At 63.5% G+C, this 21499-nt stretch carries 17 protein-coding genes and 1 tRNA gene; 14 read left to right on the plus strand and 4 right to left on the minus strand.

Annotation, left to right across the window (positions count from 1 at the left end; genetic code table 11):
- Positions 1 to 168: 168 nt before the first annotated feature.
- Positions 169 to 1704: a sigma-54-dependent transcriptional regulator gene (locus BPNPMPFG_RS15280; RefSeq protein ID WP_258596284.1), complete on the minus strand. Its 1536-nt coding sequence runs from the start codon at positions 1702 to 1704 to the stop codon at positions 169 to 171.
- Between the two features lie 155 nt (positions 1705 to 1859).
- Between BPNPMPFG_RS15280 and BPNPMPFG_RS15285 the strand changes: the two genes are divergently transcribed.
- From BPNPMPFG_RS15285 to BPNPMPFG_RS15340, 12 genes are all read left to right on the plus strand, one after another.
- Positions 1860 to 3698: a M3 family oligoendopeptidase gene (locus BPNPMPFG_RS15285; RefSeq protein WP_258596285.1), complete on the plus strand. Its 1839-nt coding sequence runs from the start codon at positions 1860 to 1862 to the stop codon at positions 3696 to 3698.
- 369 nt (positions 3699 to 4067) lie between these two features.
- On the plus strand, positions 4068 to 4796 hold the full coding sequence (locus BPNPMPFG_RS15290) for a helix-hairpin-helix domain-containing protein (RefSeq protein WP_258596286.1): 729 nt from the start codon (positions 4068 to 4070) through the stop codon (positions 4794 to 4796).
- A gap of 200 nt (positions 4797 to 4996) precedes the next feature.
- A complete protein-coding gene (locus BPNPMPFG_RS15295) occupies positions 4997 to 6157 on the plus strand; it encodes an aminodeoxychorismate synthase component I (protein WP_258596287.1) in 1161 nt (386 codons plus the stop codon).
- A complete protein-coding gene (locus BPNPMPFG_RS15300; protein ID WP_258596288.1) occupies positions 6106 to 6768 on the plus strand; it encodes an aminotransferase class IV family protein in 663 nt (220 codons plus the stop codon). Before BPNPMPFG_RS15295 ends, BPNPMPFG_RS15300 begins: the two co-directional genes overlap by 52 nt.
- Positions 6769 to 6771: 3 nt before the next feature.
- Positions 6772 to 7710 (plus strand): heme-dependent oxidative N-demethylase family protein, encoded by a 939-nt coding sequence (locus BPNPMPFG_RS15305; RefSeq protein WP_258596289.1) that lies wholly within the window; start codon positions 6772 to 6774, stop codon positions 7708 to 7710.
- 126 nt (positions 7711 to 7836) lie between these two features.
- Positions 7837 to 9282 (plus strand): homospermidine synthase, encoded by a 1446-nt coding sequence (locus BPNPMPFG_RS15310; protein WP_258596290.1) that lies wholly within the window; start codon positions 7837 to 7839, stop codon positions 9280 to 9282.
- Positions 9283 to 9469: 187 nt separating this feature from the next.
- On the plus strand, positions 9470 to 9850 hold the full coding sequence (omp10, locus tag BPNPMPFG_RS15315) for an outer membrane lipoprotein Omp10 (protein WP_258596291.1): 381 nt from the start codon (positions 9470 to 9472) through the stop codon (positions 9848 to 9850).
- Between the two features lie 271 nt (positions 9851 to 10121).
- Positions 10122 to 12167 (plus strand): 5'-nucleotidase C-terminal domain-containing protein, encoded by a 2046-nt coding sequence (locus BPNPMPFG_RS15320; RefSeq protein WP_258596293.1) that lies wholly within the window; start codon positions 10122 to 10124, stop codon positions 12165 to 12167.
- Between the two features lie 198 nt (positions 12168 to 12365).
- On the plus strand, positions 12366 to 13430 hold the full coding sequence (gene hemH, locus BPNPMPFG_RS15325; protein WP_258596295.1) for a ferrochelatase: 1065 nt from the start codon (positions 12366 to 12368) through the stop codon (positions 13428 to 13430).
- Positions 13431 to 13483: 53 nt separating this feature from the next.
- Positions 13484 to 14695: an NAD(P)/FAD-dependent oxidoreductase gene (locus BPNPMPFG_RS15330; protein WP_258596297.1), complete on the plus strand. Its 1212-nt coding sequence runs from the start codon at positions 13484 to 13486 to the stop codon at positions 14693 to 14695.
- A gap of 121 nt (positions 14696 to 14816) precedes the next feature.
- A complete protein-coding gene (locus tag BPNPMPFG_RS15335) occupies positions 14817 to 15767 on the plus strand; it encodes an SPFH domain-containing protein (protein ID WP_258596299.1) in 951 nt (316 codons plus the stop codon).
- Between the two features lie 98 nt (positions 15768 to 15865).
- A complete protein-coding gene (locus BPNPMPFG_RS15340; protein ID WP_258596300.1) occupies positions 15866 to 16330 on the plus strand; it encodes an NfeD family protein in 465 nt (154 codons plus the stop codon).
- Between the two features lie 159 nt (positions 16331 to 16489).
- Here BPNPMPFG_RS15340 and BPNPMPFG_RS15345 read toward each other — a convergent pair whose 3' ends face one another.
- Positions 16490 to 17491, minus strand: coding sequence for a KpsF/GutQ family sugar-phosphate isomerase (locus tag BPNPMPFG_RS15345; RefSeq protein ID WP_258596301.1), 1002 nt, complete (start codon positions 17489 to 17491; stop codon positions 16490 to 16492).
- 251 nt (positions 17492 to 17742) lie between these two features.
- Between BPNPMPFG_RS15345 and BPNPMPFG_RS15350 the strand changes: the two genes are divergently transcribed.
- A complete protein-coding gene (locus BPNPMPFG_RS15350) occupies positions 17743 to 19518 on the plus strand; it encodes an outer membrane beta-barrel protein (RefSeq protein WP_258596302.1) in 1776 nt (591 codons plus the stop codon).
- A 133-nt stretch (positions 19519 to 19651) separates the two neighbouring features.
- Here BPNPMPFG_RS15350 and BPNPMPFG_RS15355 read toward each other — a convergent pair.
- A tRNA-Val gene (locus BPNPMPFG_RS15355) sits at positions 19652 to 19726 on the minus strand.
- A 117-nt stretch (positions 19727 to 19843) separates the two neighbouring features.
- Positions 19844 to 20206, minus strand: a complete 363-nt coding sequence (cpdR, locus tag BPNPMPFG_RS15360) for a cell cycle two-component system response regulator CpdR (protein ID WP_006199474.1) — start codon at positions 20204 to 20206, stop codon at positions 19844 to 19846.
- Positions 20207 to 20368: 162 nt separating this feature from the next.
- On the opposite strand from cpdR, the gene BPNPMPFG_RS15365 reads away from it, so the two are divergent.
- A complete protein-coding gene (locus tag BPNPMPFG_RS15365; RefSeq protein ID WP_258596303.1) occupies positions 20369 to 21310 on the plus strand; it encodes an N-formylglutamate amidohydrolase in 942 nt (313 codons plus the stop codon).
- Positions 21311 to 21499: the final 189 nt, after the last annotated feature.

Raw genomic sequence — 21499 nt, forward strand, 5'->3', positions numbered from 1 at the left:
TTTCTTGGTAAACCGCTGGTTTAGATCATGTTTCGGCTTTCGGCCGAACACGATCTGTTACCGCTGGCCTTAATGCGTGAACAGAGCTGTCCACTAGGTCTGCCACAATCCCCCAAAAGCCCGGTACGGGCCAATTGTGGCATTGCAAGCTGGCGCCGGCCTTGTGCCTCAGGACGCGAGCCGGTCGACGCGGCCGGTTTCCGGGTCGATGCCGTATTCCTTGAGCTTGCGATAAAGCGTCGAGCGGCCGATGCCGAGGCGGCGGGCGACTTCGCTCATCTGGCCGTTGTAATGATCGATGGCGAGCTTGATCATCTCGAGTTCGACCTCGGCCAGCGCACGCACATTGCCGCGCTCGTCAAGCGCCCGCAGCGTGCCGAAGCGAGGCTGCAGCCGGGCCGGCGGGTCGAGCTCGGTCGCCCGGGCAGCCTCGCCGGGCAAGGCTTCCTCGTCGCGCGGCTGGGCGTCGAGGGACAAGGACGGCGAAGCACCATCGGCGTCGAGATTGACGGTGCCTTCCACCTGCGCCCGGATCTGCGGAAAATCCTCCGTGGTCAGCACGTCGCCTTCGCAAAGCACCGAGGCCCGGAAGACGGCATTTTCGAGCTGCCGGATGTTTCCGGGCCAATCATAGGCCTGCAGCACGGCAAGGGCCGCGGCCGAAATGCCTTGCAGGCGATGACGCGGGTCGGCCGGTGCCACCTTGTCCATGAAATGCGTGACCAGATAGGGGATGTCGTCGCGGCGGTCGCGCAGCGGCGGTACGAAGATCGGGTAGACGTTCAGCCGATAGAACAGATCCTCGCGGAACTTGCCGTCCTTGACCTGCTGCAGGAGGTTGCGGTGCGTCGCCGAAATCAGCCTTATGTCGACCCTGACGGTCGAGCGTCCGCCGACCGGGTCGACCTCACCGTCCTGCACGGCGCGCAGCAGCTTGACCTGCACGTCGAGCGGCAGGTCGCCGATCTCGTCGAGAAACAGCGTTCCCGAATGCGCCTCGACGAACTTGCCGGTGTGCTTGTCGGTGGCGCCGGTGAACGAGCCCTTCTCGTGGCCGAACAGGATCGATTCGACCAGATTGTCGGGAATGGCGCCGCAATTGACGGTGACGAAGGGTTTCGAGCGGCGGTCGCCAGTGCCCTGGATGGCGCGCGCCACCAGTTCCTTGCCGACGCCGGACTCGCCCTCGATCAGGATCGGAATGTTGGATGCCGCCGCCTTCTGGCCAAGCCGGATCACTCTGTCCATGGCCGGGCTGTGCGTGATCATGTCCTTGAAGGTCAGAAGGCCGCCGCGCCGGCGCGACGTGCGCTTGACCTCGCCTTCGACGGCCTCGACCTTGAGCGCATTGGCGATCGACGCCTGCAGCCTGTCGGGAGACGCCGGCTTGACGACGAAATCGAAGGCGCCGTGACGCATCGCCAAAACCACGGTCTCGATGCCGCCCTGCGCGGTCTGCACGATTGTCGGGACATTTATGTCGCGCTCGCGCATCGCCTTCAGCACGCCGATGCCGTCGAGACCGGGCATGACCAGATCGAGGATGACCACCGACACTTCGCGGGCGCCGGGGCCGTCGAGGACATCGAGCGCGGCCGCGCCGCCATCGACGACGGTTGCCGTATGGCCGAACCGCGTCACCGCCGCCTCGAGCAGCCGGCGCTGCACGGGATCGTCATCGACTATGAGTATGGAACCTGTCATGACTTGTACGACTGTGCCGCCCGAGGAATTCTGCCCTGTGGACCATCTTGGCACAGGGTTCTAAATAAGGTTTCAAAAAACCCGGTGAACGAATTCCTTAGGATTTGACCGGCTTCTCGTTTCCCCTTGAACCTTGGCCACGGAAGGTATCGGCAATGCGGATGGTTTTTGGTCGGCAGCTTATGGCGCCATCGTCCGGTCAGGGCGCGGCCGAGCTTGGCGACCTGCCGGAGTGGAACCTTACCGATCTCTATGCCGGCATGGATGCACCGGAACTGAAGCGCGACATCGCCAAGGCCGCCACCGATGCGATCGGCTTCGAGACCCGCTGGAAAGGCACGCTGGCCGCCGAGGCCTCGCGCGGCGGCTCCGGCAGGCTGGGCGAGGCGCTTGTCGCCTACGAGGCGCTGGAGGAACTGATCGGCCGCATCGTCTCCTATGCGGGGCTGGTCTATGCCGGCAACACTGCCGATCCGCAGCGTGCCAAGCTCTATGGCGACACCCAGGAGAAAATGACCGACGCCAGCGCGCACCTTCTGTTCTTCGCGCTCGAACTCAACCTGATCGACGACGGCGCGATCGAAGCAGCGCTTGCCGCCGACCCGGCGTTCGGCCATTACCGGCCGTGGGTGCTCGATCTGCGCAAGGACAAGCCCTACCAGCTCGAGGACCGCGTCGAGCAGCTCTTCCATGAGAAATCGATCACTGGGCGCGGCGCCTGGAACCGGTTGTTCGACGAGACGATGACCGACCTTCGCTTCGACATCGACGGCGAGGAACTGACGCTGGAGCCGGCGTTGAACCGCCTGCAGGATGCCGATGGCGAGGTGCGCCGCCGGGCGTCCGAGGCGCTGGCCACGACCTTCCGCGGGAATTTGCGTACCTTCACGCTGATCACCAACACGCTGGCCAAGGACAAGGAGATTTCCGACCGCTGGCGCGGCTTCGAGGACATCGCCGATTCACGCCATCTCGCCAACCGCGTCGAGCGCAGCGTCGTCGATGCCCTGGCGTCCGCCGTTCGCGACGCCTATCCGCGCCTGTCGCACCGCTATTACCAGATGAAGGCGCGTTGGCTGGGCATGGAGGTGATGAACCACTGGGACCGCAACGCGCCGTTGCCGGACACGCCGCAGGCGATCATCGGCTGGGACGAGGCCAGGAACACCGTGCTATCCGCCTATCAGCGCTTTTCGCCCGACATGGCGGAGATCGCGCGAACCTTCTTCGACCGCAACTGGATCGACGCGCCGGTGCGTCCGGGCAAGTCGCCCGGCGCCTTCGCGCATCCGACCGTGCCGTCGGCGCATCCCTATGTCCTGCTCAACTACATGGGCAAGCCGCGCGACGTGATGACGCTGGCGCATGAGCTTGGCCATGGCGTGCATCAGGTGCTGGCCAGCGGCCAGGGCGCGCTGATGGCCTCGACGCCGCTGACGCTGGCCGAAACGGCATCCGTCTTCGGCGAGATGCTGACCTTCCGCTCGCTGCTCGACCAGACCACCGACAGGCGCGAGCGCAAGGCCATGCTCGCCCAGAAGGTCGAGGACATGATCAACACGGTCGTGCGCCAGATCGCCTTCTACGAATTCGAGCGCAAGGTGCATGCCGAGCGCAAGAACGGCGAGCTGACATCCGACAGGCTTGGCCAGTTCTGGCTGGAAGTGCAGGCCGAAAGCCTGGGACCCGCGATCAAGTTGCGCGAAGGCTACGAGGTGTTCTGGACCTACATCCCGCACTTCATCCATTCGCCCTTCTACGTCTATGCCTATGCTTTCGGCGACTGCCTGGTGAACTCGCTCTACGCGGTCTACCAGAACGCCGAGCGCGGTTTTCAGGACAAGTATTTCGAGATGCTACGCGCCGGCGGCACCAAGCATCATTCAGAGCTTCTGGCGCCCTTCGGCCTTGACGCCACCGATCCCGCCTTCTGGCAGATCGGGCTTGGCGTCATCAGTGGCCTGATCGACGAGCTGGAAGCGCTCGACGCTTGAAACGCGCACGCGGGTCTCATCCGCGCGCGGAACAGTTTAGCCGGAGTGCATATTGGGACGGTTCTATTCTTGGCCTAAATATCTGTTCTTGAAGTACTCTCTCGGCAAGTTTTCCGATAGCTTTCCACAAGCTCTATGATAGCCTCCACTCCAAGCTCAGCCGGAGCGCATGCGGATCGGCGAGGGAAAGTCTCGGCCGACCGTGGTACTTTGGCGAACGCGACAACGGCCGTTGGCCATGGGCAAACAAACCCGATTGCCGACAGCTCCATCGAAGCCGGCTGTTCTGCGAACCCGCGGAACCATCATCGAGTAGTCCTTCGCCGAAGGCCATGACCCACGGCAGACGGATCTGACTGGAGAGAGACAATGGGCACTTTTTTCTATGTGGTCCTGGCGTTCCTGGTAGGCGTGTTGGTTGGCTGGTTCCTCTGGGGCCGTCTGCGCGGTGAACTCGACAGCGTGCGCGGCGACCTCGACCGTACACGCGGCGAGCGCGACAAGCTGCGCGCCGACAGCGACCGCCTGACCGGCGAACTGGATGCATGCGGCAAGGCCCGCGCCGACCTCGAGCGCCGGCTGCGCGACGCGCAGGCGACGCCGGCTGCCGGAACCGGTGCGGCGAAGGCGACGAGCCCGGTGCCGGCTGCCCTGCTGTCGACGCCAGCTCCGGCCAAATCCGCTCCGGCTCCAACCAAACCGGCGCCAAGCAAGCCGGCGGCAGCCAAGGCCGCGCCCAGCGCCGTCAAAGCCAGCGCACCCAAAGCGAGCGCCCCAAAGGCGAGTGCAGCTCCAAAAACCGCAGCCCCGGCGAAAGCCACGGCGGCCAAGGCGGCATCCGGCAAGCCCGACAATCTGCGCCGGCTGATCGGCATCGGCCCGGTCAACGAGAAGTTGCTCAAGGGGCAAGGCGTCACAACTTTCGCCCAGATCGCCGCCTGGAGCGCCGCCGACATCGAGCGGATCGAGCATGCCCTGCAATTCGGTGGTCGCGTCGAGCGCGAACACTGGGTCGAGCAGGCGAAGCTGCTTGCCGCCGGCGACGAGAAGGAATTCGCCCGCCAGTTCCCGACCGCGGGAACGGCCAGCAACACCTGATCGCCAAGCACCTGACGGACGCAGCCGGCGGCGCGAACATGGCGCCGCCGGTTTGTTTTTGCGAGGTCAGCCCAAAGGTCGACTCAAAGGTCGGCCGAAAGGTCGGCTTTGAGTGGCAGGGTGCCGTTCCCTCGATTGCGCGCGAGCGGCCCCCCATATAGAGCGGTCGATGGCTTCCCTGATCGCAGCATCCGAGTCCCATGTCCCTACCCGCCGCAATTTTCCGCAACGACGAAAGCGCGCGCCAGCTCGTTTTCGACCGGCCGGCCGAGATCATCGTGGCGCATGAGGCAAAGGATTTCCTGCCGGCGCTGGCGGCGGCGCAAGCCGCGCATGACGCCGGCAGATGGCTGGCCGGCTATTTCTCCTACGAGGCTGGCTACCTGCTCGAACCGAAGCTCGTTCCCTTGCTGCCGGGCGGACGGCGCGCCCCGCTGGTTTGCCTGGGGGTTTTCGACGCGCCGGTCGAAGAGGCGGTGCCGCCCCGCAACACGGCGGCAACCAATGGCCCGATCTTCGATGCCCCAATCTTCGACGCACGGGCGACGTGGTCGTTCGAGGACTACGAGAAGCGGTTCTCGCGGCTGCACCAGCACATCAGGCAGGGCGATTGCTACCAGGGCAATTTGACCTTTCCCATTCATGCGCAATGGTCAGGCGACCCGCTGGCCGCCTTCGATGCGCTGACCGAACGCCAGCCGGTGAAATACGGCGCGCTGGTCGCGCTTGGTGAGCCCACCGTGCTGTCGCGTTCGCCCGAACTGTTCTTCGAGATCGACACCGAGGGCATGATCGAGACGCATCCGATGAAGGGCACGGCGCCGCGCGGCGCGACCAAGGTCGAGGACGAGCGGCAGAAGATCTTCCTGCGCAATGACGAGAAGAACCAGGCCGAAAACCGGATGATCGTCGATCTCCTGCGCAACGACATCTCGCTGATCAGCGAGGTCGGTACGCTGGAGGTGCCGGCGCTGTTCCGCGTCGAGACCTACCCGACCGTCCATCAGTTGGTTAGCGACATCAGGGCGAAGCTGCTGCCGGGTCTCTCGATCCGCCAGATTTTCGCGGCGTTGTTTCCTTGCGGCTCGATCACCGGCGCGCCGAAGATTCGCGCCATGGAAATCCTGCACGATCTGGAAGGCACGCCGCGCGACGCCTATTGCGGTGCCATCGGCTGGATCGCGCCCGGCGGCACGATGCGCTTTTCCGTGGCCATCCGCACCATCTCGCTCTTTTCCGGCGGCGAGGCCGTCTACAATGTCGGTGGCGGCGTCGTCTTCGATTCGACGGCGCAGGAGGAGTATCAGGAGTGTTTGCTGAAAGCGCGCTTCGCGACGGGAACGCCGCCGATTTCGAGCTGATCGAGACCATGCGCTGGCAGCCCGGCGCGGGCTTCCTGCGCTTCGATCGCCACCTTGCGCGGCTCTATGGCTCGGCGGCGGAACTCGGCTTCAGCTGCGACCCGCGGAGGATCGGCGACGTGCTGAGCAAGGCGGTCAGCGGCTCCACTGTTGCGCTGCGGGCGCGCCTCGTCCTGTCGCGCGGCGGCGAGGTGACCGCCTCGGCACAGCCCTATGAACCGCTCGCCGCCGACAGGGTCTGGGTGCTGCGGCTGGCGCGGACGAGGCTCGATTCGCACGACACGCTGCTGCGCCACAAGACCAGCCGGCGGCAGCTCTACACGCATGCCCGCGCCGAATATCTCATCACCCAGGCCGACGAGGTGCTTATGGCCAATGAGCGTGGCGAACTCTGCGAAGGCACCATCACCAACGTCTTCGCCGATTTCGGCGACGGCTCGCTCGCAACGCCGCGGCTCGACTGCGGCCTGCTGCCTGGCGTATTGCGCGCCGAGTTTCTGGATGAAGGCCGCGCCCATGAAGCGATCTATAACTTGGACGACCTGAAATCCGCCAGAGCGCTGTTCGTCGGCAATTCACTGCGCGGACTGATCCCCGCGAGACTGATCTGAAACATGACATCTTTGCCCACTCGCACGCCCCCCACACATACGCCCTATGACGGCTCCTCGAAGCTGTTCAGCATCGGGCTGAAGCCGCTCGCTCCGACGGACTGGATCGAGGTTGACGGCCATCTGCTGCCGTATCTCGCCGAGAAGCGCCGGCTCTACGCCGAGATCCCCGGGCGGGTTTTCGTCGAGGAGGACGGCACGCGAGACGCCCAACAGGAGGTGCTCGACTTACTCGGCACGCATCTGCTGGAGAGATTCCCCGACACCTACCGGCGCATCGACGCAGGCGTCGAGGCCGTGGGCGCGCAGAGCACCACCCATGCCGGTCTCGACGGCGCATCGCTCGTCGCCGCCTCCCTGCTGGTCCAGGAAGACCTGATCCTGATGCGCCGTAACGACAGTGGCTGGCGGCTCGTCGCCGGCTCTCTGTGCTTTCCCTCATCCTGGTCGCTGGTCGAGAAATTCGGGCGGCCGCTGCAGGATATCCACGCGCCGGTGCCGGGCTTCGGTCCGGGCACCCGTCCGGCCGAGCTGATCAACCGCATGTTCGACGGTCTCCAGGGCCAGGCGGTCGAGCGCTATAACTGGTCGATCCAGTCCGACAACGCGCTCTACCATCCGCTCTCCGATCTCGAGCGCATCGACCGCGCGACCAAGCGCCCGTCGCGGTTTCCAGACGGCGACATCGGCGCCCATGCCTTCATCCGCGTCGAACGGCAGACGCTGAGAAAGCTGCCGGCGTCAGGGGATATCCTGTTCACAATCCGCATCCATCTCGACCCGCTCGCCGTGCTGGCGCGGCACCCGGACCGGGCAACACTCGCGGTGTCTTTCGTCGCGCAGCTCGAAGCGCTCGATCTCGCCCAGCTCGACTACAAGGGGCTGACATCGGACCGTGACCGGCTGATCGCCGTCCTTAACCACATGGCCAGTGACGGCTAGCCGCGGTTGGCGCTTTTCACTGGTTTGTGACAATGATCTGTGATGTAGCGCATGGCCGGCGGCCAAGAATGCCCGGTTTTGCGCGTGTTTCCCAGTTTCCTGGGTTTTGAAGGAGTGCTCGATAAAATGGCGACTGAAAACTGGCCCGTTTACGGTGAGATCACCGGCCCTGTCGTGATGATCGGCTTCGGTTCGATCGGACGGGGAACGCTGCCGCTGATCGAACGCCATTTCAAGTTCGACAAGTCGCGCATGACGGTCCTCGACCCGCGCGACACCGACCGCAAGCTGCTCGACGAACGCGGCATCGCCTTCGTCCAGGAAGCGGTGACCGAGAAAAACTACAAGAAGCTGCTGTCGCCGCTTCTGACCAATGGCGGCGGCCAGGGCTTTTGCATCAACCTGTCGGTCGATACCGGCTCGGTGGACCTGATGCGGCTGTGCCGCAAGCTCGGCGTGCTCTACATCGACACCGTCGTCGAGCCGTGGCTTGGTTTCTATTTCGATGCCAAGGCCGACAATGCCAGCCGCACCAACTATGCGCTGCGCGAATCGCTGATCAAGGAAAAGCACGACAAGCCCGGCGGCGCGACGGCGGTCTCCACCTGCGGCGCCAACCCCGGCATGGTCTCGTGGTTCGTCAAGCAGGCGCTGGTCAACCTCGCCACCGATCTCGGTCTCGAATTTTCAGAACCCGCGCAGGAAGACCGCGAGGGCTGGGCCAAGCTGATGAAGAAGGCCGGCGTCAAGGGCATCCACATCGCCGAGCGCGACACCCAGCGCGCCAAGAAGCCGAAGCCGATGGATGTGTTCTGGAACACCTGGTCGGTGGAGGGTTTCATTTCCGAGGGCCTGCAGCCAGCCGAGCTCGGCTGGGGCACGCATGAGAAATGGATGCCGAAGAACGCCAAGAAGCACAAGCACGGTTCGAGGGCCGCCATTTATCTGGAGCAGCCCGGCGGCAACACGCGCGTGCGCTCATGGTGCCCGACGCCAGGACCGCAATACGGCTTCCTGGTCACCCACAACGAGGCGATCTCGATCGCCGATTTCTTCACCGTGCGCTCCAAGAAGGGCAAGGTTCAATACCGCCCGACCTGCCATTATGCCTACCATCCCTGCAATGACGCGATGCTGTCGCTGGATGAGATGTTCGGCGCCGCCGGCAAGCCTCAGCCGGTGCACCATGTGCTCGACGAGAACGAGCTGGTCGACGGCGTCGACGAGCTCGGCGTTCTGCTCTATGGCCATGACAAGAACGCCTATTGGTACGGCTCGCATCTGTCGCTGGCCGACGCGCGCAAGCTGGCGCCCTACCAGAACGCCACCGGCATGCAGGTCACGTCGGCGGTTCTTGCCGGTATGGTCTGGGCTCTGGAAAACCCCGAGGCCGGCATCGTCGAGGCCGACGAGATGGACTACAAGCGCTGCCTGGAAGTGCAGTCCCAATATCTGGGACCGGTCAAGGGCCATTACACCGACTGGACGCCGCTCGATAAGCGGCCCGGCCTGTTCCCGGAAGACCTCGACCGGACAGACCCGTGGCAATTCCGCAACATCCTCGTCCGATAGCGGCCCCATCAGCATGCCTCCTTGCCTTGCAATCGCCCGGAAATCGGGCGATTGAAGGGACGCGGACGAGAGCGACGTGCGTCCATTTGGACGCACAGCGTACGCTCTGGAAACTTGGATGCGCGCATCGTGCTTTCCGAAAATCGATTCCGATTTTTCGGCCGATGCGAGAGGAGAGGATTTTCACATGACTATTGCGCGCAAAGTTCTTTCGATGAGTGTGGCGGGCGCCATTGCCGCGATGCTTTCTGCCTGTGCGACCAGCGGCCCCGACGCGCCACCTATGGCGGCAGCCACGCAGAAAGGCGTCGAAGGCTCCTGGATCGATGCCAAGGGCACCGGCCTTTCGACCTTCACCGGCGGTACCTTCACGACGGTCGCCACCGACACTGGCCAGAAGCTTGCCGACGGCAGCTACACGATGACCGGCGCCACGTCCGTGCAGATCAACGGCACCTCGCTGATCCGCCAGACACCGGTCAGCTTCAACTGCCTTATGGTTTCGACAAGCCAGCTGAACTGCACCAGCTCCAGCGGCCAGAATTTCGTGCTGACACGACGCGTCTAATGCATATCGCCCACTAAAGCGCGTCGCTTGAATCCGTTCAAACGCGACGCGCTTCAGACCAGCGAGTATTGTCTCCCGAAGGACGGCGGCCAATTGGCCGCCGTCCCTTTTTTACGCCGGCAAAGGTCGCCGGTTTTGCACAGGCAAATACCACCGGGATTCTGCTTGCATCGACCGGAACGCGATGGGAACATACCTGGAAAGCTGGCTGTTATAGTCCAGTCAAGCAAGCGCGCTAAACGCATCTGATCAGCCTGTCCGGGAGACGAAGATGAAGAAGATCGCTGCCATTGCGGCCCTGTCCGCCTCAGCACTTGGCCTGTCGGCCGGCGCATCCTTTGCCGACTACACGTTGAACATCCTGCACATCAACGACTGGCACAGCCGCATCGAAGGCAACAACAAATATGAATCGACCTGCTCGGCCGACGAGGAGACCAAGGGCGAGTGCATCGGTGGCGCGGGCCGGCTGATCACCGCGATTGCCCAGGAACGCAAGAAGCTCGAAGGCCAGAACGTGCTGCTGCTCAGCGCCGGCGACAATTTCCAGGGATCGCTGTTCTACACGACCTACAAGGGCAAGGTCGAAGGCGAGTTCCTCAACGAGATGAAGTTCGATGCCATGGCGCTCGGCAACCATGAATTCGACGACGGCGAGACGGCACTTGCGCCGTTCCTCGACATGATCAAGTTCCCGGTGCTGGGCGCCAATGTGAAGGCCAACGCGCAATCCAAGCTCGGCGACCGCGTCAAGCCGTCTGTTGTCGTCGAGGTCGGCGGCCAGAAGATCGGCATCATCGGCGCCGTCACCAACGATACGCCCGAACTCGCCTCCCCCGGCCCCAACGTCACCATCGAGGACGACGTCAAGTCGATCACCGCGGAGGTCGCGAAGCTGAAGGGAGAAGGCGTCAACAAGATCATCGCCGTGACCCATATCGGCTACAGGCGCGAGCGCGACGTCATTGCGAAGATTCCGGGCATCGACGTCGTTGTCGGCGGTCACAGCCACACGCTGCTGTCCAACACCGATCCGAAGGCGGAAGGCCCTTACCCGACGATGGTCGACAACCCCGACGGCTACAAGGTACCGGTCGTGCAGGCGGCGTCCTATTCGAAATATCTCGGCGAGTTCAAGGTGGTGTTCGACGACAATGGCGTCGTCAAATCGGCCAGCGGCAACCCGATCTATCTCGACAAGTCGATCACGCCCGATCCCGCCGTGCTCGCCCGCATCAAGGAACTTGGCGCGCCGATCGAGGCCTTGAAGAACAAGGAGGTGGCCGAGACCACCGACGTGATCGACGGCAGCCGCGAGAGCTGCCGCACCCGTGAATGCGCGATGGGCAACCTCGTCTCCGACGCCATCCTCGACCGCGTCAAGGGACAGGGCGTCGAGATCGTCATCTCCAATGGCGGCGGCCTGCGCGCCTCGATCGACAAGGGCACCGTCACCATGGGCGAGGTGCTGACCGTGCTGCCGTTCCAGAACACGCTGGCGACCTTCCAGATTTCCGGCAAGGACCTGGTGGCCGGCCTCGAGAGCGGCCTCAGCCAGATCGAGGACGGCGCCGGCCGTTTCCCGCAGGTCGCCGGCCTGAAATACTCCTTCGACAAGTCGGTCGCGCCCAATACCGGCCGCGTCAAGTCGGTGGAAGTCATGCAAGGCGGCGCCTGGACGCCGATCAATCCGGACAAGGATTATCTCGTCGCCACCAACAATTATGTTCGCCAGGGCGGCGACGGCTACAAGGTCTTCGCCGACAAGGCCAAGAACGCCTATGACTACGGTCCGGGCCTCGAACAGGTGGTTGCCGACTATCTCGGTGCGCACCGGCCCTACACGCCGAAGCTCGACGGCCGCATCACCGAAATTGCCGCGACCGTCGCGGCGGCGCCCGCCCCCGAACCAGACAAGCCGGCCGAAGCGGCTCCGGCACCGGCTGAAGCCGCCAAGCCGGCCGAAGCCGCGGCACCCGCCGAACCTGCAATGCCAGAACTGCCCGCCAAGTCGGGCGATATCGCCAACACACCACCGGCCATATCGACAGAGGGAGCGCCGCCCCAACCGGCACCGCCGGCTCCTGCTCCCGCTGCTCCTGCCCCGGCCGCACCGGCACCTGCCGAACCGGCAAAGCCCGCCGAGGCCGCTCCGGCCGAAAGCAGCCATGTCATCGTTGCCGGCGATACCTACTGGGACCTCGCAAAGAAGGCCTATGGCGACGCGACCAAGTGGAAACTGATCTATGAGGCTAACAAAGGCCAAAGACCTCACCGGCTTACGCTTGGCGCGACGCTGACCATCCCGGCGAAGTAACCTCGCTCCCACGGCGAAGTAACTTCACTTCGCCCTTTCGGCACCAGCGCCCACCCGGGGAAACCGGGCGGGTTTTGCGTTTTAGTGCATGTCGCCCAAAGGTGGCGCCCGGGAGAACGACATGCATTAAGGTGCGGCCAGACGCTGCATTGAAAGCGCGCGCAAGATGGTTAGGTTCGCGTCTCCTGGAGAACCCTTATGACGCTTTCCACCCCTGTCGATCCCAAAGCCGCGAAGGCCGTCGGCCCGTTGCCGGCCGGACATCCGCCGGTCAAGGCTGGCAAGATCGGCGTCATGCTGGTCAATCTCGGCACGCCGGACGGCACCGATTTCAAGCCGATGTGGCGGTATCTGAGGGAATTCCTGTCCGACCCACGTGTCATCGAGCTCAACAAGGCAATCTGGTATCCGATCCTCTATGGCCTGGTGCTCACAACGCGGCCGAAGAAGTCGGGCACCAACTACGCCCGGATCTGGAACCGGCAAAGGAACGAGTCGCCGTTGCGCACCTACACCCGCGCCCAGGGCGAAAAGCTTGCCGAAGCGCTGCGTGACCTGCCAGAAATCGTCGTCGACTGGGCAATGCGCTATGGCAACCCTTCGACTGAGAGCGTCGCCAAAGGCCTGGTCGAGAAGGGCTGCGACCGTATCCTTTCGTTCCCGCTCTACCCGCAGTACTCGGCGACGACGACGGCAACGGCCAACGACCAGCTGTTTCGCGCCTTGATGAAGATGCGCCGCGCACCGGCCATTCGCAGCGTGCCGCCCTACTATGACGAGCCCGTCTATATCGAAGCGCTGGCGCGTTCGATCGAACGGCATCTGACGACACTGGATTTCGACCCCGAGGTGGTCATCACCTCCTATCACGGCATCCCAAAACCTTATTTCGAAAAGGGCGACCCCTATCATTGCCATTGCCAGAAGACGACGCGGCTGTTGCGCGAACGGCTCGGCTGGAGCGAGAAGAAGCTGATCATCACTTTCCAATCGCGCTTCGGCGCCCAGGAATGGCTACAGCCCTACACCGACAAGACCGTCGAGGAACTGGCCAGGGACGGCGTGAAGTCGATCGCCATCGTCAATCCGGGCTTCTCGGTCGACTGCATCGAGACGCTGGACGAGATCGGCCGCGAGGCAGCCGAGACCTTCCATCACGCCGGCGGCAAGAACTTCGCCCATATCCCTTGCCTCAACGACAGCGCCGAGGGCATGGCGGTGATCGAGGCAATGGTGAGGCGCGAACTGTCGGGCTGGGTCTGAGGCCGGAACCACACACACTCCGGAGCGTTGACGCCCACCTTCCGGAGAATTCGATGCCCCGCAAACTCGACCTCAGAACTGGCCGGCCCGTCTGGTCCGCCTATCGGGCACCTGCCGTCCCGACAGACAGTCTGACACGGGACGTCAAGACCGACGTGCTGATCATCGGCATGGGCATCAGCGGCGCCATGATGGCCGAAGCGCTGACAGCCGACGGCCATTCGGTGATCTGCATCGACCGCCGCGGCCCGTTGAAGGGCTCGACGTCCGCGACCACCGCACTAGTACAGTTCGAAATCGACCAGCCGCTTTCGACGCTGTCGAAAATGATCGGCAGAGCTTCGGCGGAGCAGGCCTGGCGACGCTCGCGGCTCGCCGTTTCCAACCTCGCTGCCCGCATCGCGGAACTCGGCATCAACTGCAGCCTGCGCCTTACGCCATCGCTCTATCTGGCGGGCACCGTACTCGGCCCGTCGGCACTGCGTGACGAAGCCGATGCGCGCCGGCAGGCCGGCATCGCCGCAACCTATCTCACCTCAGCACCGCTGGCGGAGAAATTCGGCATCGAACGCGACGGCGCCATCCTCAGCCATGGCAACATCGCGCTTGACCCGCGCAAGCTGACGGCCGGGCTGCTGCTCAAGGCGCTTGAGCGCAAGGCACGCTTCTACGCCCCCATCGAAGCGACGGCGATCGAGGACAGTGCCGACGAGGTGGTCGTGGCAACCAGGGATGGCCCGACCATCACGGCACGACATGTTGTCCTGGCCACTGGTTACGAACTGGTCGACATCGTGCCGGGCGCGGCCCACCGGATCATCTCGACATGGGCGATCGCGACACGCCCGCAATCACGAAGGATCTGGCCCGATGCCGCCCTCATCTGGGAGGCCTCCGACCCCTACCTCTATATGCGCGCGACAGCTGACGGCAGGGTCGTCTGCGGCGGCGAGGACGAGGATTTCGTCGACGAGACGCGGCGCGACCAGCTGATCGCCGACAAGAGCACACGCATCGAAAAAAAGCTCGGCCGGCTGTTTCCGCATCTCGACGTCAGGCCGGAATTTGCCTGGACCGGTTCCTTCGGCACCACGACCACCGGCCTGCCCTATGTCGGCGCCATTCCCCGCCACCCACGCATTCATGCGGTGATGGGTTACGGCGGCAACGGCATCACCTTTTCCCAGATCGCTTCCGAGATTGTCTCGGCCTCGATCAACGGGCTGGACGACACGGATGCAAGGCTGCTCGCCTTCAACCGCTGAGTGCAAACCCGCAAACAATCCATCATCACCTGATTGTAACGCACTTGAAATACACTTAAGTCTTTGGTGAAGCTGGCGGCGTGAGAATGGCTTGTGCGGCCTGCCTCTGAGGGAGAGCCAAATGGATTTCAGTGGTTTCGATATTGCGGTCATTGTTCTGGTCGCGCTTGTCGTGCTGGTGCTGTTCAAAGGCATCAAGACAATTCCGCAAGGCTACAACTATACCGTCGAACGCTTTGGCCGTTACACCAAGACACTGAGCCCTGGTCTCAATCTTATCACCCCGTTCGTCGACCGCATCGGCGCCAAGATGAACATGATGGAACAGGTGCTCGACGTTCCGAGCCAGGAAATCATCACCCGCGACAACGCCATCGTCGGCGTCGACGGCATCGCCTTCTACCAGATCCTCAATGCGGCACAGGCCGCCTACCAGGTTGCCGGCCTGCAGAACGCCATCCTCAACCTGACGATGACCAACATCCGTACCGTCATGGGCTCGATGGACCTCGACGAACTGTTGTCCAACCGCGACGCCATCAACGAGCGCCTGCTGCGCGTCGTCGACGAAGCGGCGCATCCGTGGGGCATCAAGATCACCCGCGTCGAGATCAAGGACATCAACCCACCGGCCAATCTCATCGAATCGATGGGCCGGCAGATGACGGCGGAACGCAACAAGCGCGCGCAGATCCTGGCCGCCGAGGGCCTCAAGCAGTCGCAGATCCTTGAGGCCGAGGGCCGCAAGGAAGCCGCCTTCCGCGACGCCGAGGCGCGCGAGCGTTCGGCCGAAGCGGAAGCCCGCGCCACCCAGGTGGTGTCGGAAGCAATCTCCAAGGGCGACGTGCAGGCGCTGAATTACTTCGTGGCGCTGAAATACACCGAAGCGCTTGGCAGGATCGGCACGGCCACCAACAGCAAGATCGTGCTGATGCCCTTCGAAGCGTCGTCGCTGATCGGCTCGCTCGGCGGCATTGGCGAGATCGCCAAGGAAGTCTTCCGCAGCGAAGGCACGACCGGCTCGCAAAGGCAGGCCGCGCGCCCGCCAGTCGTGCGCCCGACAGACAACTGAGATCGTAGGAGCATGATTGCGAACCGCAGGTCCGCGTCAGCGAAACTTGGAACTCTATTTTCGCTGGAGATCGTGCTCGAACAAGAAGAAGCACGCCCATGATCGACCGCATCGTTTCCGAACTCGGCCCTTGGAGCTGGATGGTTCTGGGCTTCGTCCTGCTGGTAATGGAAATCATCGCGCCAGGCATCTTCATGCTGTGGATCGGCATCGCCGCCCTTATCATCGGCGCCGCGTCGCTGCTGATAAGGGATGCCGGTTTCTGGATCTGGCAGGTCCAGGTCCTCGCCTTCCTGGCACTGTCGCTGGTCTCGGCCTATGTCGGCAAGAAACTGGTCGGTGGTCGCAATGACCCGACCGACCAGCCACTGCTCAACCGACGCGGCGCGCAGATGGTCGGCAGGATGGCGACACTTGCCGAACCGATCCGGGACGGGCGCGGCCGCATCAAGCTGGGCGACACGCTCTGGCGTGTCTCAGGCCCGGACCTGCCGGCCGGCACGCAAGTGCGGGTGACAGCAGCGGCCGACACGGATCTGGAACTGACCGTGGAGCCGGTCTGAATTTACGAACCGCTATAAGGTGTATTGAGATTCAGGTCAGGCGGAGTCGAGAACAATGGCTTTCGAGAACCGGAGCGGAGCGGACATTCGGGTCCGTGAGCACCGGAAGCGCAGAAAGCCGTCGTTCGCAGGCCGGCATCACCTGAATATCAATACACCTTAGGCGGCGCCGATACGCAGCAGGTCGTGGAAGTGAACCACGCCCAACGGCATGTTGTTTTTGGTCACCACCAGCGCGCCGATATTGTATTCGTTGAGAAGCGCGATCGCCGTACCCGCAAGCGTCTGCGGATCGATCGTCTTGGGGGTACGGGTCATGATGTCGTCGACGATGACGTCGGCCAGGTTGCGGTGCAGATTGCGCGCCACGTCGCCGTCGGTGATGATGCCGACCAGTTCGCCGTTCTTGTCGGTGATCAAGACGCAGCCGACCTTCTTCTGGGACAGCGTCATGACCGCTTCCGGCATCTTGGTGCCCAGCACGGCCAGCGGAATCTGATCGCCGACCCGCATGATCTCGGAGACCAGGGTCAGGTTGGCCCCGAGCTGGCCACCAGGATGGAACGTGCGGAAATGGTCCGGCGTGAAGCCACGCGCTTCGAGCAAGGCGATCGCCAGCGCATCGCCGATCACCAGCTGCAGCAGCGTCGAGGTCGTCGGCGCCAGGCCGTGCGGGCAGGCCTCCGCTGCGCGCGGCAGCAAAAGCACGACGTCGGCCGCGCGTGCCAGTGCCGATGTCTCCCCGGCGGTGATGGCGATGAGTGGAATGGAGAAGCGCCTGGAATAGGCGACGATCCCCATCATCTCCTTGCTCTCGCCCGACCACGACATGGCGATGATGGCATCGTCCCTGGCGATCATGCCGAGATCGCCGTGATTGGCCTCGACGGGATGGACGAAAAAGGCCGGCGTGCCGGTCGAGGCCAGCGTCGCCGCGATCTTCGAACCGATATGGCCGCTTTTGCCGACACCGGTGACGATGAGCCGGCCTTCGATCTTCGAGATCGTGTCGACGGCGTGGGCGAAAGGCCCGGCCAGTCCGTTCTCGAGCGCCTCGGCAAGGGCCGCGATCCCGGCCTGCTCGGTTGCCACAGTTCTCAGCGCCGAAGCGATCGACGCCTGCCTGTCCAAAGGCTTCTTATCCAGGGATCCTGCATGCATGGGTGATGCGATTAGCGCGTTGCCGCCCGCCTGTCCAACGGAAATGGCCTTATGCATGTCGCCCGGATGTCCACAGTGGTTCTGGACAGCGACAAATATGAGAACAAAAAAGCTCTACGCACGCCGCATGAAACCCTTTGAAAATCGGCGCTTGCGGCTCCTGATGGGTCACCGCCTCAACCCTCCGTTAACCATCCCCGTTTACGGTTCGGTAAGTATGGCGCGCGTGCGCCGCGCAAGCAGTGGTGGCGATGTCCGGGGTCCAGCCAGAAAAATCAAGAGGACAAAGGAGCAAGGCGGTCTGCGCCCTGCTGCTGGCGACCAGCGTGCTTGCCTTGCTGCGACCGGCGGCGCTCCATGCCCAGGAAACGGAACTGCGTGGCGAGGTTTCCGAATCGGCGATCCTGTCCGACCAGCAGCGCAAGGCGAGACAACTCGCTCAGGCAGCCAAGGGTCAGCAGACACCGGCCAATGCCGCGCAGGACAATGCGCCCGCGCGAACCTACCTGCCGGCCAGCGCCGGCGCCGTGCCCGACGACACGAACACCAACGATGTGGCGGCGACCGGCAGTGTTTTCGATCCGCCTTCCGCCACCGATGACACCTCCGCCGACGCACCAGTGCCACCGAAGCCACGCCGCCCATCGACGGTCAGGCAAAATGCGGCGGACAAGGCCAAGGGCAAGGCGGCTGACAAGTCGAAGAAGAAAAAGTCGACGACGACCACCACGGACACAACCGCATCCACGACGAGCGATGCCAGCAATGCCAATGCGGATGAGGAAACGGCCAACCGCCGCGCCGTCACCATCGACAGCGTCGACCGGCAGAAGCTCGACCCCGGCGCCGAGCGCACCGCCTCCATCGAGGGCCAGAAGAAGAAGCTCGAGGACGACCCGTTTGCCGCCACCGGCGTCAAGTGGGGCTCCTTCGTCATCCGGCCAACGATCGAACAGGGCCTGACCGCCACGTCGAACGGCGATTCGAGCAGTGCCGGCAAATCGGCGCTGCTGTCCGAGACGGCACTGCGCTTTTCCGCCGCCTCCGACTGGCGCGAGAACTCCGCCACGATCGACGGCTATGGCCTTTTCCGCGAGACCGTGTCGGGCTACCCGGTTCACAACGAGCAGGGCCGCATCGAAGGCCAGCTCAACGTCGACCTCGACAATGAATTGCGCGCCATCGCCAAGCTGGGCTACGAGGCCGTACCGGAATCGGCCTCCTCGCCGGACGCCATTGCCGGCGTCGAGACGCAGCCGCTGCGGCAGACCATCAACGGCAGCCTCGGCATCGAGAAGGAAGCCGGCAAGATGCGCTATGCGTTGACCGGCGCGGTCACGCACGACTTCTTTGGCGACGCCAAGCTTTCGGACGGCACTTCGTTGTCGCAGAAGGATCGCGACTCCACGCTCTACACGGCGACCTTGCGCACCGGCTACGAGATCTCTCCCGCACTCACCCCCTTCACCGAAATCGAGGTCGGCCGCCGCGCCTATGATCAACGCTTCGACACCGATACCTTCGAGCGCTCCTCGACGCGGCTCGGCGCCCGCGCCGGCCTTGAGCTCGACATGGGCGAGAAGCTGTCGGGCGAGTTTTCCGCCGGCTGGCTGCGCGAAGCGATCGACGACGACCGGCTCGAGGCGATTTCGGGCGCCACCGTCAACGCCGCTCTCAAATGGTCACCCGAACGCGGCACCACGATCGGCCTGACCGGACAGACCACCGTGGAGCCCACGACCACCGCCGGGCAAAGCGGCGATATCCTTTACTCGGGCCGCCTGACGGGCGAGCGGCAGATCCGTGCCAACCTCAGCGGAAATGCGACTCTGGGCCTGGACTGGCGCAACTATATCGGCATCGACGGACATGACATGACCTTGAGCGCCGAGGCCGGCCTGACCTGGTGGCTGAACCGCTATACCGGCCTCACCACCCGGGTGAGGACCGAAAAGCTGACCAGCAACCTGGATGGCCGTGACTACACCGCCAACAGCATCTTCCTGGGCGTAAAGGTGCAGCGCTGAGGCATGTCAGGCCGCGCCGAGAATGGCGGGAGCCGAAAACGCTTGCCAGCGTCCGGCTTCTCCTTGGGAGCGAACATCGTCGTCCATCCCGGGCGAGCCGACAGGGATGCAAGTCCGATTTGTCTGGAGTGGATGGTGGGCGTGACAGGGATTGAACCTGTGACCCCTGCAATGTCAATGCAGTGCTCTCCCGCTGAGCTACACGCCCATCCGAAGCCGCGCATACACCATTTTTGATCCAGCGCGTCAATAGCAGGAAAAAGGAAAGAAGGCGTCGTCTCGCCGCAGCGGCGAACGGGCGCCGATGCCTTGCCTAGAAAGCTGCTCAGGCCGCCTGCAGCATCTTCTCGACCTCGTTGACGAGGTCGCGCAGGTGGAACGGCTTCGACAGCACCTTGGCGTCTTTCGGCGCCTTGGAATCCGGGTTCAGCGCAACGGCGGCGAAACCGGTGATGAACATGACCTTGAGGTCGGGATCGATCTCGGTGGCGCGGCGCGCCAGCTCGATGCCGTCCATCTCCGGCATGACGATGTCGGTCAACAGCAGCGAGAACGGTTCCTCGCGCAGCCGCTCATAGGCGCTGGCGCCATTGTCGAAATCGCTGACCTGGTAACCGGCGCGCTCCAGCGCCTTGACGAGGAACCGACGCATATCGTCGTCGTCTTCCGCCAGAAGAATGCGTGCCATGATATCCCGTCCGAATCACCCGCCCGAGATTGCCGTTGGGCAAGCCCGTTAACCATCCTGTATATGAGGAGGTGAGGGTAAACATCAAGTGAACGAGGACGGGTATGATCCATATTTGCCCGGCATCGCGACCGCTGAAATGCTGGACACGCGGCCAGCAAGGTGGCACTTTCACATCATGATGCACTGGTGTTTTCGGGTTCGCTCAAATTGAAGACGGCAGCCGAGGATTTTTCGGTCTTTCCACCCTTCGAAATCCGGTCGGGCGCCGAGCAGCGCGTCCCCTTCCTCTTCAACTCTCCGCATAGCGGCCGCTACTATCCGGAGCGCTTCCTTGCCATGGCAAGGCTGGACCGCAACGCCATCCGCCGGTCGGAAGACTGCTATGTCGATGAGTTGTTCGGCGGCGCCGTGGCGCTGGGGGCGCCTATGCTGGCGGCGAATTTCCCGCGCGCCTATCTCGACGTCAACCGCGAGCCGTGGGAGCTCGATCCGCGCATGTTCGCCGAGCCGGTGCCGTCCTTCTGCAACATCCGCTCGGCGCGGGTGGCCGGCGGGCTCGGCACCGTTCCAAAACTGGTCGGCGAAGGGCTCGACATCTATTCGGGCCGGTTGCCGCTGGCCGAAGCGGTCGCCCGCATCGAGGCCGTCTACAAGCCCTATCACGAGACGCTGAAACGGCTATTGACCAGAACCCATGCGCGCTTCGGCTTTGCGGTGCTGATCGACTGTCATTCGATGCCGGCGAGCATCCGCGTCGGCGACAGCGGCCTGCGGCCCGATTTCATCATCGGCGATCGTTTCGGCATCTCGGCCACCCCGGCCTTGACCGAGACCGCGATCGGCCTGCTCACCGCCATGGGCTACACCGTCGCCCACAACAAGCCCTATGCCGGCGGCTTCATCACCGAGCACTATGGCCGCCCTGCCCGCCATCTCCACGCGCTGCAGATCGAGGTCAATCGCGGGCTCTACATGAACGAGCGGACATTCGAGAAGGCCGCCGGCTTCGACGCGCTGGCCGACGATCTGACGCGGTTTTCGGCCGACCTGATGGCGATGCCCGACCATCATTTCATCGACCTGCCGCTGGCGGCGGAGTGAAATCAAGCCTTGTTTTTACGCATGTCGTTGTCCCAAACCGCTACGCACTTTTGGACGACATTCATCAGGCGTAAAAAAAGACCGCATCGTTTGCACGATACGGTCGAAGTCTAGGGAGGAAACGCCCAAGGAGGGCATGGACAGGAGAACCTGTCCGAGGTCGAGGGTATTGTGCGCTGCACAAATGTC

Source organism: Mesorhizobium sp. AR07, assembly GCF_024746815.1.
Classification (GTDB): Bacteria; Pseudomonadota; Alphaproteobacteria; order Rhizobiales; family Rhizobiaceae; genus Mesorhizobium.